Source organism: Aeromicrobium sp. REDSEA-S32_B7 (assembly GCF_001626145.1).
GTDB classification, from domain to species: Bacteria; Actinomycetota; Actinomycetes; order Propionibacteriales; family Nocardioidaceae; genus Aeromicrobium; species Aeromicrobium erythreum.
Genome location: NZ_LUNF01000024.1, coordinates 1 through 16243 on the forward strand (window position 1 = coordinate 1; position 16243 = coordinate 16243).

Below are 16243 nucleotides of genomic sequence, written 5' to 3' on the forward strand. Positions count from 1 at the left end.
CTTCTACACCGTCCCGACCGCCAAGCAGGCCCGCGTGTCGGTGCTGTGGGCCATCGGCATCATCGGCACGTTCTACCTGCTGACGCTCATCCTCGGCTTCGGCGCCGCGGCCCTCGTCACGGGAGACGCCAAGGAGCGCGTCGTCGAGTCGGGCGGCAACCTGGCCTCCCCGCTGCTGGCCGAGGCCGTGGGCGGCGGGTCGGGCACGACCGGGGGTGCGATCCTGCTCGCGCTGATCTCCGCCGTGGCGTTCGCGACGATCCTCGCCGTGGTCGCCGGGCTCACGCTCACGTCCGCCTCGTCGGTGGCGCACGACCTCTACGCCAGCGTGATCAAGAAGGGCGACGTCACGGGCGAGCAGGAGGTCAAGGTGGCCCGCATCGCGGCGTTCGTCATCGGCGGTGTCGCCATCGCCCTGGCCATCCCGGGGCAGAGCCTGAACGTCGCGTTCCTCGTGGCGCTCGCGTTCGCGGTGGCCGCGTCGGCGAACCTGCCGGCCCTGCTCTACAACCTGTTTTGGAAGCGCTTCAACACGCGCGGCGCCACGTGGAGCATCTACGGCGGCCTCGTCTCGGCCGTCGGCCTGGTGATCTTCAGCCCCGTCGTGTCGGGCTCGGAGACCGCCCTGTTGACGGACGTCGACTTCGCGTGGTTCCCGCTGCAGAACCCCGGCATCGTCTCAATCCCCTTCGGCTTCCTCATGGGCTGGCTGGGCACCGTCACGTCGAAGGAGACCGAGAGCGAGGCCCGCTTCGCGGAGCTGCAGGTGCGCTCGCTGACCGGCGCGGGCGCCGAGAAGTGAGCCGCCGACCCTGAGGCGCGGGCCGACGCCGGCCCGGGACGCACCAGCGCTCCCGGTGCCGGTGTCGGCCGCCGTCGAGCGTCCGGCGCCTCGCGGGACCAACCTCCCCGCAACCCCAGTTGAACGACCCTGTGACGTGCGCAACGATGCAAAGGTATCCCCCACCCGAGGAGAACTAGTGAGCGAGCACGGCATCAGCAACCTGTCCCGCGAGGACCGCGTCTTCGAGCCGCCGGCCGAGCTGGCCGCGCAGGCCAACGTCACCGCCGACGTCTACGACCGCGCCGCGCAGGACCGGCTCGGCTTCTGGGCCGACGCCGCGCGCCGCCTGACGTGGGGCACCGACTTCGACGAGGTGCTCGACTGGAGCAACCCGCCGTTCGCGCAGTGGTTCGTCGGCGGCAAGCTCAACGTCGCCTACAACTGCGTCGACCGCCACGTCGAGGCCGGCCACGGCGACAAGGTCGCCATCCACTTCGTCGGCGAGCCCGGCGACACCCGCGACCTCACCTACGCCGAGCTCAAGGACGAGGTCTCGAAGGCGGCGAACGCGATCGAGGAGCTCGGCGTCGAGGCCGGCGACCGCATCGCCATCTACATGCCGATGATCCCCGAGGCCGTGGTCGCCATGCTCGCCTCGGCCCGCGTGGGCGCCGTGCACACCGTCGTGTTCGGCGGGTTCTCCTCCGACGCGCTCGCCAGCCGCGTCGAGGACTGCGAGGCCAAGCTCGTCATCACCGCCGACGGCGGCTACCGTCGTGGGAAGCCGTCGTCGCTCAAGCCGGCCGTCGACGAGGCCCTGGCGAAGCTCGGCGACGCCTCGCCCGTCGAGAACGTGCTCGTGGTGCGCCGCACCGGCGAGGACGTGCCGTGGAACGGCGACGTCGACGTCTGGTGGCACGAGGTGGTCGACGAGTCCTCGACCGACCACCGGTTCACCGAGTTCGACAGCGAGCACCCGCTGTTCGTCATGTACACCTCCGGCACCACCGGCAAGCCCAAGGGCATCCTGCACACGTCGGCGGGCTACCTGACCCAGGCGGCGTACACGTTCTGGGCGACCTTCGACCACAAGGACGACGACGTCTACTGGTGCACGGCCGACGTCGGCTGGATCACCGGCCACTCCTACATCACCTACGGTCCGACGGCCAACGGCGCGACGCAGGTGCTCTACGAGGGCACGCCCGACACCCCGCACAAGGGTCGCTGGTGGGAGATCATCGCCGACAAGAAAGTCTCGCTGTTCTACACGGCGCCCACCGCCATCCGCACGTGCATGAAGTGGGGCGAGCAGATCCCCGCCGAGCACGACCTGTCGAGCCTGCGCGTGCTGGGCACGGTGGGCGAGTCCATCAACCCCGAGGCCTACGTCTGGTACCGCGAGAACATCGGCGGCGGCAGCGCCCCGATCGTCGACACCTGGTGGCAGACCGAGACCGGCGCCCACATGATCACCCCGCTGCCCGGCGTCACCGCCGCCAAGCCCGGATCGGCCATGACGGCGTTCCCGGGCGTCACCGCCGAGGTCGTCGACGACGCCGGCACTCCCGTGGGCAACGGCGAGGGCGGCTACCTCGTGATCACCGAGCCGTGGCCGTCGATGCTGCGCACCATCTGGGGCGACGACGACCGCTACGTCGAGACCTACTGGTCGCGGTTCAAGGCCCAGGGCTACTACTTCGCCGGCGACGGGGCGAAGAAGGACGACGACGGCGCCATCTGGCTGCTCGGACGCGTCGACGACGTCATGAACGTCTCGGGCCACCGACTGTCGACGACCGAGATCGAGTCGGCGCTCGTCTCGCACCCGAAGGTGGCCGAGGCGGCCGTCGTGGGCGCGGCCGACGAGACCACCGGCCAGGCCGTGTGCGCGTTCGTCATCCTGCGCGAGTCCGCAGGGGACGGTGGAGAGGACGTCGTGGCCGAGCTGCGCAACCACGTCGGCAAGGAGATCGGCCCGATCGCCAAGCCGCGCCAGGTCATGGTCGTGCCCGAGCTGCCCAAGACCCGCTCGGGCAAGATCATGCGCCGCCTGCTGCGCGACGTCGCCGAGAACCGCGAGGTCGGCGACGCGACGACGCTGGCCGACTCCTCCGTCATGGACCTCATCACCGCCGGCATGAGCGGCGCGAAGGCCGACGAGGACTGAGGCAGGCCTCCCGACGCCCCGCGACCCCCGGGTCGCGGGGCGTCGTGCGTGCAGGCGTCGCGTGGGGGTGTCCTCCAGGTGTCCTCGGACCGACAGGTGACGGCCAGGTTCCGTTCAGCGTCCTCTCACCCGGCCCGGACACGCTGGAGCCATGGACACCACCACCCGTCTCGACCTCGTGTTCTCCGCCTCCGTCATCGCCGGCGCCTCCGTGGCCGGCGTGCTCCTGCGTCTGCTCGGCGCCTGACCGCCCACGGCGTCGCCGGCCCCGGTGGCCGCGCGCACCACCGGCTCCCGCTTGTAGGCTCGGCCTCATGAGCGACCGTCAGCGAGCGAACCGCGAGCCCGTGCGACCGATGCTGCCCGAGCAGGACGAGCCGACCGTCGGCCGGCTGGTCGCCGACGCCAGTCGCGACATCTCCGCCCTCGTCCAGGCCGAGGTCGCCCTCGCCAAGAGCGAGCTCGTGGTGAGCGCGAAGGCCGGCGGCGTGGGCGCGGCTCTGTTCGCCGTGGCCGGCTTCCTCGGCCTGCTCGTCCTGATCTTCGTCTCGATCGCGTTCGCGTTCTTCCTGAGCATGACCGGTCTGCACCCCGCGTGGTGCTTCCTCATCGTCGCCGGCGTCTACGTGCTGCTGGCCGTCGTGCTCGTGCTCGTCGGCGTGCGGCTCATCAAGAAGATCCGTGCGCCGCAGAAGACCATCGACACGGCCAAGAAGATCCCCGGCGCCCTGAAGGGCCAGCACGCCGCTCCCCGGCGCTGACCCGCTGGCCCCTTCACCCGGGGGCCGGAACCGGTCGCGAAGCACGGGAATCCCAGCGATACCCGGAAAGCTCTCCGGGCCTGCGTGAGATTCCCACGCTCGGTGGAGATTCCCAGGTCGACCTGGGAATCTCGCGACGGGGGTCAGGCGGAGCGCCGCCCGACGAGGGCGACGACCACGCCCAGCACGGCGAGGACCGCGCCGCTGAGCGCCGTCCACACGAGCCAGCCGTCGAACGAGGTGACGCCGACGTCGGCGAGCGCGCGCACCAGCGCGGTCTGCAGGCCGTCGCCGGTGGAGGCGTCGACCGTCCGCTCGCGGGCCAGGCGGGCGAGCCCCGCGTCGAGGCCGGCGGCCGCCACGGCGCCCACCCCGAGCCACACCAGCGCCACACCACGGCGCCGGGCCACGAGCAGCGCCACCAGTGCACCGACCGCCGCGACGAGACCCGCGGCCAGCGCGAGCCCCGGGGACTCATCGACCAGACGCAGCGCCCGCGCGTCGGGTCCGCCGGGCAGCTCGACCACGAGCCGGTCGGGGGCGTCGACGAGACCGTCGGTGCGCTCGGCCGCGAGCCGCGCCAGCGGCGCGAGGTCGAGGGGGACGGGCACCTGCCCCGAGGCCGCGGCGGGGTCGTCGAGCAGCGCGGCATGGGTGCGGCGCAGCGTCTGCGCCCACGCACCCGACAGCTGCGGGTCGTCGAACACGCGGTCGGTGGCCCGCTCGAGCAGCCGGCGCCCGGTCTCGGCCAGCTGCGCCGGCAGGCCGGCCTCGCGCTCGAGCCGCGTGGTCAGCAGGTCCGAGGCGGCGTCCTGCACCGCACCGTCGGTGACCACGTCGCGCGACAGCGAGACGAACCCGTCCTCGTCGGCCACCGACGCCGCCACCCACGCGGCCGGGAGCGCCACCGCGAGCGCGACGACCGCCACGAGCCCCGACACGGCCGCCAGGAACCCGCGCATCAGGCGCACCGTCCGGTGTCGACCTGCTGGGTCGCCGAGCGGCCGGCGCGCGCGTCGTCCTGCGCCTGCTCCGCGGTGACCGCGTAGCCGGTGGAGCTGTCGGAGATCGACGCCGCGAAGATGACGCCCAGCACGGTGCCCTCGGTCGAGACCAGCGGGCCGCCGGAGTTGCCGGACCGGACGAGGCTGCGCACGGAGAACGCCTCGCGCAGCACCTGCCCCCGGTCGTAGATGTCGGGGCTGCGCAGCGTGAGCTGGGAGCGGATACGCGCCGCCCGCGCGTCGAACGGCCCGTTCTCGGGGTAGCCGAGCACGGCCGCCTCCTGGCCTGCCGTCCCTTGCGTGTCGAAGCGCAGCGCCGGTACGCCGAGGTCGTCGGTGGCGATGACGGCGAGGTCGAGCTCGGGGTCGAAGACGACGACCCGCCCGTCGAGGCGACGCTCGCCCTCCACGGTGACCACCGGCTGGTCGACACCCGCGACGACGTGCGCGTTCGTCATGACCCGGCCCGGCGCGTAGACGAAGCCCGACCCCTCGATCCCCCGGCCGCACTCGGCGGAGCCCACGATCTTCACGACGCTGCGCGAGGCCTGCTGCACGCCCGGCTGGGACAGGGTGGCGGCGTCGGGCGGGCCGACGGCGGCGATCTCCTCGTCGGCGAACGGGTCGATGTAGCGCGGGAAGAGGTTGGCGTCGAGCGTGCGGCTGAACGCGCGCAGCGTGTCGGTGGCGGTCGACGGCATGACGTCGTTGACCTTCGCGAGCACGGTCGAGTCGCGTGCGGCCTTCGCCAGCCACGGGATCGAGGTGCCGCTGACCGCGTAGCCGAGCGCCCACGACGCGATGAGCACGCCGACGACGCTCAGGGCGGCCCCGCCGACGGCGTCGACCGTGCGCAGCGGGCCCGCGGTGAGCCCCCCGCGCAGGTCGGTGCCGATGTAGGTGCCGATGGCCTGGCCGATCGCGGCGGCACCGATGACCAGCCCGAGCGCCAGCAGCGACGTCGTCAGGGTGCCGTTCTGCCGGTCGAGCAGGTGCGGCACGACCCAGATGGCGCCGAGCCCGCCGAGGACGAGACCGGCGGTGGCGACCAGGTTGACCACGAAGCCCTGCAGGTAGCCGGAGACGGCGTACGCCACCACGACGACGGCGATGACGAGGTCGAGCGAGCTCACGGGCGCTCCTGGGGTGGGGTGGGCAGCGGGTGGACGACCGACTCGTCCCAGGGCTGGGCCCAGCCGAGCCGCTCGAACAGACGGGAGATGATGCCGGCCGTGAAGCCCCACAGCGGCATCTCGGTGCCGATCTCGAAGGCCGGCCCGCGCCACCCGGACGGGTGCTCGACGCTGAACCGCCGCTCGGGGTCGACCAGCAGGTGCAGCGGGTGGTGCAGGACGCGTCCCACCTCGGCCGTCGAGACGGCGGCCAGCTGTCGGGGCCTGCGCCAGTAGCCGAGGACCGGGGTGACCGCGAAATTGCTGGGCGGCAGCCAGAGCGTCGGCAGGATGCCGAACACCGTGACCTCGGCCGGGTCGAGCCCGACCTCCTCGTCGGCCTCGCGCAGCGCCGTGGCTGCGGCGTCGGCGTCGCCGGGGTCGCACGCGCCGCCCGGGAACGAGATCTGGCCGGCGTGGTTGCGCAGCGTCGGGGCTCGCTCGGTGAGCAGCAGCTCGGGCCCGTCGGGGCCGTCGGCGAAGCAGATGAGGACTGCGGCCGGACGGGCGTCGGCCGGCGGGTGCGGGAAGCGCGGCGCGAGCTGCTCGGCCTGCACGGAGCCGGCCAGCTCGGCGAGCGGGCGCAGCCACTCGGGCAGGCCGTCGGCCACGCCACCGGACGTCGGCGAGTCGGCGGAGGACTCAGGACTCACGGCTGCACCTCCAGGTGTCGACGGACGGCACCGGTCAGGTCGGCGTAGGAGGTGTACGGCACCCGCTCGGTGGCGACCATCCTGCCCTGCGCGTCGACGAAGACCGTCTGCGGCAGGCCGAGCACCCGGAAGGCACCGCGCGTGCGGAAGGTCGGGTCGGACAGCTGCGGGTAGGTGACGCCCGAGCGTCGGGCGAGCGCGACCGCGGCGTCGGGGTCGGCGTCGCGCACGTCGAGGCCGACGACCGTCAGCCGGTCGCCGGTGTCGCGGTCGAGCCGTGCGAGCAGGGGCAGCTCCTCGCGGCACGGCTTGCAGTTGCTCGCCCAGAAGTTGACGACCGCGGGACCCCGCAGCCGGGAGAGGTCGACGCTGCCGTCGCCGCCCAGGCACGGCAGCTCGAGCGCCGGCAGCGCACCGTCGCCCTCGGCGCCCGCGTCGGCGAGCGGAAGGTCGCTGCACGGACGCACGCCGGCGTCCTGCACGGCGCTGCGGACCGACGCCGACTGCGGGTCGCCGCCGTCGAGCGAGCCGCCGCCGAACGTCGGCTTGCCGCTGCTCGTGTCGACGTCGGAGCAGCCGGCCAGGAGCAGCGCGAGCACGGCGAGCGCGACGGCGAGGCGTCTCATGCGCGACCCTGCGTGGTGACGAGCCGCGCCGCCTCGACAGGATCGGTGGGACCGGTGCCGTACGCCGGGCACCAGTGCGCCACCGGGCACGCACCGCAGGCGGGCTTGCGCGCGTGGCAGCGACGTCGGCCGTGCCAGATCAGCCGGTGGCTGAGCATCGTCCAGTCGCGGCGCGGGAACAGCGCACCGACCGCGTGCTCGGTCTTGACCGGGTCCTTCGCGACGTCGTCGTCGACCCACTCGAAGCGGCGCACGAGCCGGGCGAAGTGCGTGTCGACGGTGAGGCCGGGCACGTCGAAGGCGTTGCCCAGCACCACGTTGGCCGTCTTGCGGCCGACGCCCGGCAGCGTGACGAGGTCGCGCAGCCGGGCCGGCACCTCGCCGTCGTACCGCTCGACGAGCGCGGCGGACAGACCGAGCACGCTGTCGGTCTTCGCCCGGTAGAAGCCGGTGGAGCGGATGATCTCCTCGACGGCCGTGCGATCGGCCGCCGCGAGCGCCGCGGCGTCGGGGTAGGCGGCGAACAGGGCGGGGGTGACGGCGTTGACCCGTCGATCGGTGGTCTGGGCGGAGAGTACGGTGGCCACGAGCAGCTCGAAGGGAGTGCGGAAGTCGAGCTCGCAGCCGGCCTCCGGATAGGTCTCGGCGAGCACCCGGTGGATCTTGCGCGCCCGGCGCACGAGACTCGTCGGCGGCTTCAGGGGAGCCTTGGGGGCGGCAGGTGGCACGCCGTCAGGGTACGTGGCGGCGCCGACACCGGCCCGGCGTGTGGCGTTCGAGCTCCTGGTAGGACAGACTGTGACCGAATCAACAGCCGAAAAGGATGCCCGTGAACGACGACGTGCTGCGCCAAGCGCCGCTCTTCTCTGGTCTCGACGACGACGCCGCAGGAGCCCTCGAGGCCTCGATGTCCCCGCTGAGCCTGAAGCGTGGCGAGGTCCTCTTCAACGAGGGTGACGACGGCAACCAGCTGTACGTCGTCACCGAGGGCAAGATCAAGCTCGGACGCACGTCGCCCGACGGTCGCGAGAACCTGCTCGCCATCCTCGGCCCCGGCCAGATGTTCGGCGAGCTGTCGTTCTTCGACCCCGGACCCCGCTCGGCCACCGCGACGTCGGTCACCGACGTCACCGTCCAGAGCCTGAGCCACGAAGCCCTCACGCCGGTGCTGTCCAGCCACGCCGAGGTCGCCCTGGCGCTGCTCAACCAGCTCGCCGGTCGCCTGCGTCGCACCAACGAGGTCGTCGGCGACCTGGTGTTCTCCGACGTTCCCGGTCGCGTCGCCAAGGCCCTCCTGGACCTCGCGAGCCGCTTCGGGCGCAAGGCCGAGGACGGCGTGCACGTCAACCACGACCTCACCCAGGAGGAGCTGGCCCAGCTCGTCGGCGCCTCCCGCGAGACCGTCAACAAGGCGCTCGCCGACTTCGCGTCCCGCGGCTGGCTGCGCCTCGAGCCCCGCTCCGTCGTCATCCTCGACCTCGAACGCCTCCAGCGCCGCGCCCGCTGAGCCCGGCGCGACGAGCCCCCGACCGTGTGGTCGGGGGCTCGTGGCGTTGGGGGGTCCTTGCGGGTGCGAGGGGGCGGCTTCGACTCGGCCTGCGGCTGCGTCGGTGCGGGTTCTCGCTCGGGTGGGGCTGCGCCGGCGCGGCTTCTCCTGGACCTGCTCTTCGAAAGCGCCTCGACCGGGCGGCTGGGTGGCGCGGCGGCTCGGGTACTCGGGCTGCGGGCCGCGTGGGACGCAAGATTCTGCGTTCTTGCCCCGAGCGGTGTCAGACGTGGCAGCGCTTCTCCCTTCTCGTGGACCGTGCCACGAGAAGGGAGAAGCACTGCCCACCCCACCCCCAAGTGCACCCAAGATTCTTCATTCGCGCGCAGAAGGCCGAACGCTTCTGCGTTCACGACGGGATCCCGTAGCAAACGCAGACTCCTTGGCCTTCCGCACACGAACGCAGAATCCTGCGTCCACCCCGAGCGCAACCCACAGCCCGAGATCCCAGACCAGCGCGGTCGCCAGCCGTCCGGTCGAGGCCCTTGCGGAGCCCACACCCAGCGCCAGTTGAGGCAGCGCACCACCTAGCCCAGATCCCCTACGCCAGCGCACCAGCAGGTCCAGACCCCCAGAGCAGCGCAGCCGCAGCCACGCAGCCCCCAGCCTCTACAACACCCCCCGCGGCCTGAACTGGACGCTGATGCGGGGACCGACGGGCTTGGCGGTCTTGAGGACGGCGTGCTCCCAGGTCCGTTGGCAGGAGCCGCCCATGACGAGGAGGTCGCCGTGGCCGACGACGAAGCCGATGGTGTCGCCGGCGCCGTGGTCGACGGGGCGCAGGCTGAGGCGGCGGGGCGCACCGAGGGACAGGATGGCGACCATGGTGTCCTCGGCCCGACCTCGACCGATGCGGTCGCCGTGCCAGGCGACGCTGTCGCGGCCGTCGCGGTAGTAGCAGAGGCCGGCGGTGACGAACTCCTCGCCGAGCTCGTCAGCGTAGTGCGCGTTCAGGGCGGCGCGGGCGGCGTCGAGCGCCGGGTGCGGGAGGGTGTCGGCGGCGCCGAAGTGCGCGAGCAGACGCGGGACGTCGACCGTCTCGTCGTACATCTGGCGACGCTCGGCCCGCCAGCGCACCTCCGTCTGCAAGGAGAGGAACAGCGGGTCGGCGCCCTGCACCCAGCCGGGACGGACGTCGACCCAGGCACCGTGCGTCAGCTCGCGACGCTGCACCGCAGCACCCAACGAGCCGACGACCGCCTCGTCGCCGACGTCGAGCAGCGAACCCTGGAACCACACCCCAGCAGGATAGGCTGGTTCGAACAGATGTTCTAGGTGCGACGCGCGCGGCGCGGTCCGATCCGCTGCGCGGGTCCCACTAGGCTGCTCCCATGAGCGCCTGGGACGCCCTGCTGGACCGGGTCGACGAGATCGTCGACACGCGCGCCGCCGTCGACGCCGAGGTGCAGTCCGAGCTCACCGAGCTTCTCCTCGGGGCCATGCGCGACGGCACCGCCGACCGCGAGCTCGACCCCGGCGAGGCGGGCCTCTGGCTCGCCGCGCTGCTGCGGACGCACGCCGACGTGCAGGACGCCGGAGAGCGTCGTGCCGACGACGCCCTGAGCACCCTGCGGGTCATCATCACCCGCTGGCTGCACCCCGGACGTCTCGACCAGGCGCCGCCGACCTTCGGCGCCTGAGGTCTACCAGCCCGCCCGGGCTCGGCGTCGACGTCCCGGGATGCGGGACGCCCGTGCCCGCGCGCGCCGCCGACGCACCCTGTCGGGCATGAGTGAACTCACGAACGTCCCCGACGACGACTCCCGTCACCGTGAGCGGACGGTCGACGACGCCCGCCGCTTCCACCTCTCCGAGGACTGGCTGGCGACCGTCGTCGGCCTGACCCTCGTCGTCCTCACGGCAGCCGGCGTGGTCACCGAGAGCTGGTTGCCGCTGTGAGCGCCGCGTCGCCGTCGCCGCAGAGGTCGGTCGTCGAGTTCGGCGGGGGCTTCAGGCCGACGACGTTCCTCGCGGGGCTCGTCGTCGTGGTCGCCACGGGCGTCGGGGCGCGCCTGCTGACGGAGAACGTGCCCACGTGGCTCGAGGACACCGCGCTCGCCGACGCCGCCGCGGCGATCGAGTCCCCCGTGTACGCGATCGCGCTCGGCCTGCTGGTCAACGCGGCCCTGTCGGCGGCGGGCGTCCGCGACCGGATCGCGTCGGGGTTCCGCACCGAGTTCTTCATCAAGACCGGGCTCGTCGTCCTGGGCGCGACGGTGGTGCTGTCCGTCATCGCCCGGGCCGCCGGCCCCGCGATCCTGCAGGGGCTGCTGCTGATCTCGGGCGTGTTCGCCTTCACCTGGTGGTTCGCGGGGCGGCTCGGGCTCGACGACCGGCTGCGCGCCCTGCTGGCGTCGGCCGTCGCGATCTGCGGGGTGAGCGCCGCCATCGCCGCGGCCGGTGCCGTGCGCGCCCGCAAGGAGCAGCTCGCCTACACCGCGAGCCTGGTCATCCTCTTCGCGCTGCCGTCGATCTTCGTGCTGCCATGGCTGGCCGACCTGCTGGACCTCTCCCCCGCCGTCACGGGCGCGTGGCTGGGCGGCAACATCGACACGACGGCCGCCGTGACGGCCGCGGGCACGATCGCGGGCGAGGAGCCGCTGCAGATCGCGTCGGTCGTGAAGCTGACGCAGAACGCGCTGATCGGGTTCGTCGCCGTGGGCCTGACCGCCTGGTTCGCGTTCAAGGTCGAGCGCGACCCTGACGGCGAGCGACCCCGCGCGATCGAGCTGTGGCACCGCTTCCCGAAGTTCGTGATCGGGTTCGTGACCGCCTCGGTGATCGCGACGCTGTACCTCGAGGGGGCGTCCGAGGCGCGCGCCGAGGAGTTCGAGACCGTCGTCAAGGGTCTGCGCGACTACGCGCTGATCCTCGCCTTCGTCTCGATCGGGCTGGAGTTCAAGGTCTCGTCCCTGCGCGAGGCGGGATGGCGTCCGATCGGCGTGTTCGCGGCCGCCACGGTGGTCAACATCGTGCTGGCGCTGGCCCTCGCCTCCGTGCTGTTCGCGGGGTTCACGATCTGACGTCGGACCCGCAGCCCGCCCCGACGTGACGACGTCCCGGACCCGTCGGTCCGGGACGTCGCCACGCGGTCACTGCTGCTTCTCGTCCGAGGCCGGCTCGGCACTGCTGTCGGTCGGCTCGACGACGAGCGCGAAGTCGCCGTCGTGCTCCTCGACGCCGACGACCACCGCGCCCTCGACCGCCTCCTGGCCGAGGCGGTGCCGCACGACGACGGGGTCGCTCTGCAGGTCCTTCCACAGCGAGACGCAGAGCGCGACCATGACGAACACGAACGGCACCGACGCGACGATGGTGATGTTCTGCAGGCCGGTCAACGCGTCGGACCCGCCGATCACGAGCATGATCGCGGCCACGGCACCCGTCAGCGCACCCCAGAAGATGACCGAGACGCGGCTCGGCTCCGTGGCGCCGCGCTCGCTGAGCGTGCCCATGACGATCGAGGCGGCGTCGGCGCCGGAGACGAAGAAGATTCCGACGAGGACCATGACGAGCACCGACGTGATGCCCGCCGCGGGGTACTTCTCCAGCAGCTGGAAGAGCGCGAAGTCCGAGGCGACGGAGCCGTCGGAGCCGATGAGGCCGCCGCTGGCGCGCTGCTCGAAGATCGCGGACCCGCCGAAGACGGCGAACCAGACGAGGCTCACGAGCGTGGGCACGAGGAGCACGCCGGTCACGAACTCGCGGATCGTGCGGCCGCGGCTGATGCGGGCGATGAACATGCCGACGAACGGCGTCCACGAGACCCACCAGGCCCAGTAGAAGATCGTCCAGCTCGACAGCCAGGCCTCCATCGCCTGGTCGCCGCTGGCGGCCGTGCGCGACGCCATCTCCGTCATCTGGGAGGCGTAGTCGCCCAACGTGGTCGGCAGCATGTTGAGGATGAACAGCGTCGGTCCGACGACGAACACGAACACGGCGAGGGCGAGCGCCAGCACCATGTTGGTGTTGGACAGCCACTGGATGCCGCGCTCGATGCCGGAGACGGCCGACAGGATGAACAGCACCGTCAGCACGGTGATGATGGCGACGAGGGCGATCTTGCCGGGCTGGTCGATCCAGCCGTTGAACTGCAGGCCGGCGCCGATCTGCAGGGCGCCGAGGCCGAGGCTCGCGGCGGAGCCGAAGAGGGTCGCGAAGATGGCCAGGATGTCGATGACGCGCCCGGCGGGACCCTCGGCACGGCGCCCGATCAGCGGGCGGAACGCCGAGGAGATGAGCTGCGAGCGGCCCTTGCGGAAGGTGCCGTAGGCGATGGCGATGCCCACCACCGCGTAGATGGCCCAGGGGTGCAGGCCCCAGTGGAACATCGTCGAGGCCATGGCGCTCTGCAGCGCCTCCTCGCTCTGCGGCTCACCGGTGCCCGGCGGCGGCGAAGCGAAGTGCGACAACGGCTCGGCGACGCCCCAGAACATCAGGCCGATGCCCATGCCGGCGCTGAACATCATGGCGATCCAGGAGACCGTGCGGAACTCCGGCTTCTCGTCGTCCTCGCCGAGCGGGACCCGGCCGTACTTCGAGGCGGCGAGCCACAGCACGAAGAGGACGAAGAACGACGCGACCAGCACGAAGAACCAGCCGGTGTTGACGATCACCCAGGAGCGGGAGGCGTCGGAGGCCGCCTTGAGCCCGTCGGTGCTCACCAGGCCCCACACGACGAAGGCGATCGCGACCGCGCCCGTCACCCCGAAGACCACGGGGTCGATCCTGGTCCGCCATCGCGCCTGCGGCGCATGCTCGTGCTCGGTGCGGGTACTCATGAGGCACCACCTCTTCCCTCGGTGAAGTCGTCGTCAGCTCGGTCGTCGTACGTTCGTCCGGTCGCCCCGCACGGGTAGGTGCGTGGGAAAACCTTTCGACCATACCGAGGACGACGCGCGATGGCGAACCTGCGCCGCGCCTCGTGGCGGGCGTCACGCCCCGACGGGCTGGTGACGCCAGGCGTCAGACGTGGCTGCCGCGCAGCTGCGCGAGGTAGACGAGCGCAGCGACCGTCCCGGCGAGGTTGAGCAGCGAGAGCGGCGCCCAGAAGACGGCGTGCGCGACGACGGCGAGGCCCAGGATCACGAGCCAGGTGTTCTTGGGCAGGGAGTCGGCGACGCTGAAGCGTCCGGCGTCGCGCAGCACGCAGTCGACGAGCGCGAACGCCTTGACGGCGAACAGCACGAGCGACAGCAGGAGCATCAGGCTGGACTGGACCTCGAACACGTCTGGACCCTACCGCCAGACGCCGAACGGCGGGGCCCCGGCGCCGGGCTTCTTGGCCGTCGACGTGGTCTTCTTGGCGGCCGTCGACGTCTTCTTCGCCGGCGTCGACGTGGTCTTCTTGGCCGTCGAGCTGGTCTTCTTGGCCGCGGTCGAGGTCTTCTTCGCCGGGGTCGTCTTCTTCGCGGCCGACGTCTTCGCGGCGGTGGTCTTCTTGGCCGTCGACGTCTTCTTGGCGGCGGTCTTCTTGGCGGTGCTCGCGGTCGAGGTCGTCTTCGCGGGCGCCTTCTTGGCGGTCTCGGTGGCCTTCGTGGCGGTGGAGCGTGCGGCGGCCGACGTCTTGGCCGGAGCCTTCTTGGCCTGCTCCTTGGTGGTCGGGGCCTTCTTCGTCACCTTGGCGACCGTGGCCTGGGCGTCGGCGACGATGTCCTCGGCGCGCTTCTGCACGTCCTCGGCGACGTCCTCGGCGGCCTTGCGGGCCTCCTTGATGTTCTTCTTGGCGTCCTTGCGCAGCGCGTCGAGCAGCTTCTCGCCGCGCTTCTGGACGTCCTCGAGCTTCAGGGCGCGCGCCTGGGCGACGAACTCCTCGCCCTTCTGCACGAGCTCGGCGTAGCCCTCCTGGACCTCGGCGCGGGCGGAGCCGACGAGGCCGGTGGCCTGCGAGCGGAGGTCGTCGAGCTCGACCTTGCGGAGGGTCTCGGTGAGGTTCTTGACCTCGTCGACGAGAGTCTTGACCTGGGCGTTGATCTGGTCGGTGATGCTCATGGGGGTGTCTCCTCGGATGAAGTGTCGGAGTTGGCTTCGGTGACCGTCTCGGCCAGCGTCTCGTCGGTCGCCACGTCGGCGCCGACGAACGAGCGGTAGATGTCCAGCAGTGCCGTCTTCTGCCGCTCGGTCAGGCGCGGGTCGAGGGCGATGGCGTCCTCGACCATGCGCGCGCCGGACTCGTCGACGTCGATGAGCCCCGCTCGTACGTAGAGCGACTCGGCCGAGATGCGCAGTGCCTTCGCGATCTGCTGGAGGACCTCCGCCGAGGGTCGGCGCACGCCCCGCTCGATCTGGCTGAGGTACGGGTTCGAGACCTCGGACTTCTCCGCCAGCTGTCGCAGGGACATCTGTGCCTGGCGTCGCTGCTCGCGCAGGTAGTCGCCGAGGGTCTCGACGGCTCCTCCCACGTGCAGCTTGGCCATGTCTCCAGTCTGCTTGCAAATGCAAGCATCTGCAAGCAGGGTTGCATGCGAGACGTCTCACACGCCGTCGCCCACGGTCCGGTCAGGTCAGGTCAGAGGACGGGGCGCACCTCGCCGACGGGACGTCCACCGCCCAGGACGACCGGACGCTCGCGGAGCAGGTCGGCGTCGACCCCCGCCAGCTCCAGGGCGCGGTGCAGCACGACGAACAGCGGCCGCTCGCCGCCGTCCTCGATCTTCACCGCGAGAGCGGAACCGTCGGCGAGGCCCGCGACGACGACGCTCTCGGCGCCGGACTTCACGAGCGAGCCCGGCACGGCCCGCGCCAGGGCGAGGTCGGGGCGTCGCGTGCCGCTGACCTGCTCGGGGTGCGCGACCATCGCGTCGGCCACCCGGCGCTCGGCGCTGCCCGGCTCGGCCCTCATGAGCCGGCCGACCCCGCGGGCCAGCCGCTCGAGCGACGTCGCCAGCAGGGGCGCGCCGCAGCCGTCGACGCCGACCACGTCGGGCGGCCCGACGAGCTCGGTGAAGGTCGCCGTGATCGCCCGCTGCACCGGGTGGTCGGGGTCGAGGTAGTCGTGGGTGGACCAACCGCGCTGGACGCAGGTCAAAAGCATCGCCGCGTGCTTGCCCGAGCAGTCCATCCGGTGCGGCAGCCGGCCCTCGCCGGCCCGCAGCACGGCGGCGTGCTCGTGCGGGTCGACCGGGTACGACGTCGAGACCCTCCCGCACGAGACCAGCGGCCTGGAACGGTTTGTTCGTCGACCGGGGGAACACGACGGTGCCGGGGTCGCCGATCGACCACACGGTCTGCCCGTCCGGGTCGACCCGCACGGCCGTCCCCCGATGACGGCTCTCCACGAGCCCTGACCGCACGACCTCGGCGACGACGTCGGTGATCGCCAGGTTGAGGACGCCGGAAGGGTCCAGGGCACCGGACCCGGTGGCGTCCTTGGTCTCGGGGACGCCGAAGAGCATGACGCCGCCGAGACCGAGCTCGGCGGCCTCGGAGACCGCAGCCAGCAGCGAGTCGCGGGTGTGCTGGACGACGCCGGGCATGGAGGAGACCGGCTTGGGCTCGGTGAGGCCCTCACGGATGAAGACGGGCAGG

17 protein-coding genes and 2 pseudogenes are annotated in these 16243 nt (G+C 72.0%); 7 read left to right on the top strand and 12 right to left on the bottom strand.

Annotation, left to right across the window (positions count from 1 at the left end; all coding sequences use genetic code 11):
• From A6Q79_RS01265 to A6Q79_RS01275, 3 genes are all read left to right on the top strand, one after another.
• On the top strand, positions 1 to 802 hold an 802-nt coding region (locus A6Q79_RS01265), incomplete at its 5' end, for a cation acetate symporter (RefSeq protein ID WP_369037984.1).
• A 178-nt stretch (positions 803 to 980) separates the two neighbouring features.
• On the top strand, positions 981 to 2954 hold the full coding sequence (acs, locus tag A6Q79_RS01270) for an acetate--CoA ligase (protein ID WP_286689889.1): 1974 nt from the start codon (positions 981 to 983) through the stop codon (positions 2952 to 2954).
• A 314-nt stretch (positions 2955 to 3268) separates the two neighbouring features.
• Positions 3269 to 3715 (top strand): phage holin family protein, encoded by a 447-nt coding sequence (locus tag A6Q79_RS01275; protein ID WP_286689890.1) that lies wholly within the window; start codon positions 3269 to 3271, stop codon positions 3713 to 3715.
• 143 nt (positions 3716 to 3858) lie between these two features.
• Here A6Q79_RS01275 and A6Q79_RS01280 read toward each other — a convergent pair whose 3' ends face one another.
• The 5 genes from A6Q79_RS01280 to nth are packed head-to-tail and all read right to left on the bottom strand — an operon-like array spanning position 3859 to position 7898.
• Positions 3859 to 4677, bottom strand: a complete 819-nt coding sequence (locus tag A6Q79_RS01280; protein ID WP_289017287.1) for a hypothetical protein — start codon at positions 4675 to 4677, stop codon at positions 3859 to 3861.
• Positions 4677 to 5852: a MarP family serine protease gene (locus A6Q79_RS01285; protein WP_067860066.1), complete on the bottom strand. Its 1176-nt coding sequence runs from the start codon at positions 5850 to 5852 to the stop codon at positions 4677 to 4679. The genes A6Q79_RS01280 and A6Q79_RS01285 overlap by 1 nt, the downstream gene beginning before the upstream one ends.
• Positions 5849 to 6544: a CoA pyrophosphatase gene (locus tag A6Q79_RS01290; protein WP_286689892.1), complete on the bottom strand. Its 696-nt coding sequence runs from the start codon at positions 6542 to 6544 to the stop codon at positions 5849 to 5851. Before A6Q79_RS01290 ends, A6Q79_RS01285 begins: the two co-directional genes overlap by 4 nt.
• On the bottom strand, positions 6541 to 7170 hold the full coding sequence (locus A6Q79_RS01295; protein ID WP_286689893.1) for a TlpA disulfide reductase family protein: 630 nt from the start codon (positions 7168 to 7170) through the stop codon (positions 6541 to 6543). The genes A6Q79_RS01290 and A6Q79_RS01295 overlap by 4 nt, the downstream gene beginning before the upstream one ends.
• The gene (gene nth, locus A6Q79_RS01300) at positions 7167 to 7898 is read right to left on the bottom strand and encodes an endonuclease III (protein ID WP_286689894.1); all 732 of its coding nucleotides are present in this window, start codon (positions 7896 to 7898) and stop codon (positions 7167 to 7169) included. The genes A6Q79_RS01295 and nth overlap by 4 nt, the downstream gene beginning before the upstream one ends.
• A 95-nt stretch (positions 7899 to 7993) precedes the next feature.
• Here nth and A6Q79_RS01305 point away from each other — a divergent pair, with 95 nt between their 5' ends.
• On the top strand, positions 7994 to 8677 hold the full coding sequence (locus tag A6Q79_RS01305) for a Crp/Fnr family transcriptional regulator (RefSeq protein WP_253024178.1): 684 nt from the start codon (positions 7994 to 7996) through the stop codon (positions 8675 to 8677).
• 648 nt (positions 8678 to 9325) lie between these two features.
• On the opposite strand, the gene A6Q79_RS01310 is transcribed toward A6Q79_RS01305, so the two are convergent.
• Complete coding sequence (locus A6Q79_RS01310; protein WP_067860077.1) at positions 9326 to 9955, bottom strand: alpha-ketoglutarate-dependent dioxygenase AlkB; 630 nt, start codon at positions 9953 to 9955, stop codon at positions 9326 to 9328.
• Positions 9956 to 10047: 92 nt separating this feature from the next.
• On the opposite strand from A6Q79_RS01310, the gene A6Q79_RS01315 reads away from it, so the two are divergent.
• The 3 genes from A6Q79_RS01315 to A6Q79_RS01325 all read left to right on the top strand — a co-directional run bounded on the left by A6Q79_RS01315 (position 10048) and on the right by A6Q79_RS01325 (position 11739).
• Positions 10048 to 10356 carry a hypothetical protein gene (locus A6Q79_RS01315; RefSeq protein ID WP_286689896.1) on the top strand — a complete coding sequence of 103 codons (309 nt, stop codon included), beginning with the start codon at positions 10048 to 10050 and terminating at the stop codon, positions 10354 to 10356.
• An 88-nt stretch (positions 10357 to 10444) separates the two neighbouring features.
• Complete coding sequence (locus tag A6Q79_RS01320) at positions 10445 to 10615, top strand: hypothetical protein (protein WP_286689897.1); 171 nt, start codon at positions 10445 to 10447, stop codon at positions 10613 to 10615.
• On the top strand, positions 10612 to 11739 hold the full coding sequence (locus A6Q79_RS01325) for a putative sulfate exporter family transporter (protein ID WP_317695599.1): 1128 nt from the start codon (positions 10612 to 10614) through the stop codon (positions 11737 to 11739). The genes A6Q79_RS01320 and A6Q79_RS01325 overlap by 4 nt, the downstream gene beginning before the upstream one ends.
• A gap of 69 nt (positions 11740 to 11808) precedes the next feature.
• On the opposite strand, the gene A6Q79_RS01330 is transcribed toward A6Q79_RS01325, so the two are convergent.
• The 6 genes and pseudogenes from A6Q79_RS01330 to A6Q79_RS01355 form a co-directional block, all read right to left on the bottom strand.
• Positions 11809 to 13497, bottom strand: a complete 1689-nt coding sequence (locus A6Q79_RS01330; protein WP_286689899.1) for a BCCT family transporter — start codon at positions 13495 to 13497, stop codon at positions 11809 to 11811.
• Between the two features lie 184 nt (positions 13498 to 13681).
• Positions 13682 to 13945, bottom strand: coding sequence for a DUF2516 family protein (locus A6Q79_RS01335; protein WP_067860083.1), 264 nt, complete (start codon positions 13943 to 13945; stop codon positions 13682 to 13684).
• Positions 13946 to 13954: 9 nt separating this feature from the next.
• The gene (locus A6Q79_RS01340) at positions 13955 to 14707 is read right to left on the bottom strand and encodes a hypothetical protein (RefSeq protein ID WP_317695603.1); all 753 of its coding nucleotides are present in this window, start codon (positions 14705 to 14707) and stop codon (positions 13955 to 13957) included.
• Positions 14704 to 15132, bottom strand: a complete 429-nt coding sequence (locus A6Q79_RS01345) for a helix-turn-helix domain-containing protein (RefSeq protein ID WP_067860087.1) — start codon at positions 15130 to 15132, stop codon at positions 14704 to 14706. Before A6Q79_RS01345 ends, A6Q79_RS01340 begins: the two co-directional genes overlap by 4 nt.
• A gap of 92 nt (positions 15133 to 15224) precedes the next feature.
• A pseudogene (locus tag A6Q79_RS01350) lies at positions 15225 to 16008 on the bottom strand (asparaginase).
• A pseudogene (locus A6Q79_RS01355) lies at positions 16009 to 16243 on the bottom strand (porphobilinogen synthase); the annotation flags it as partial.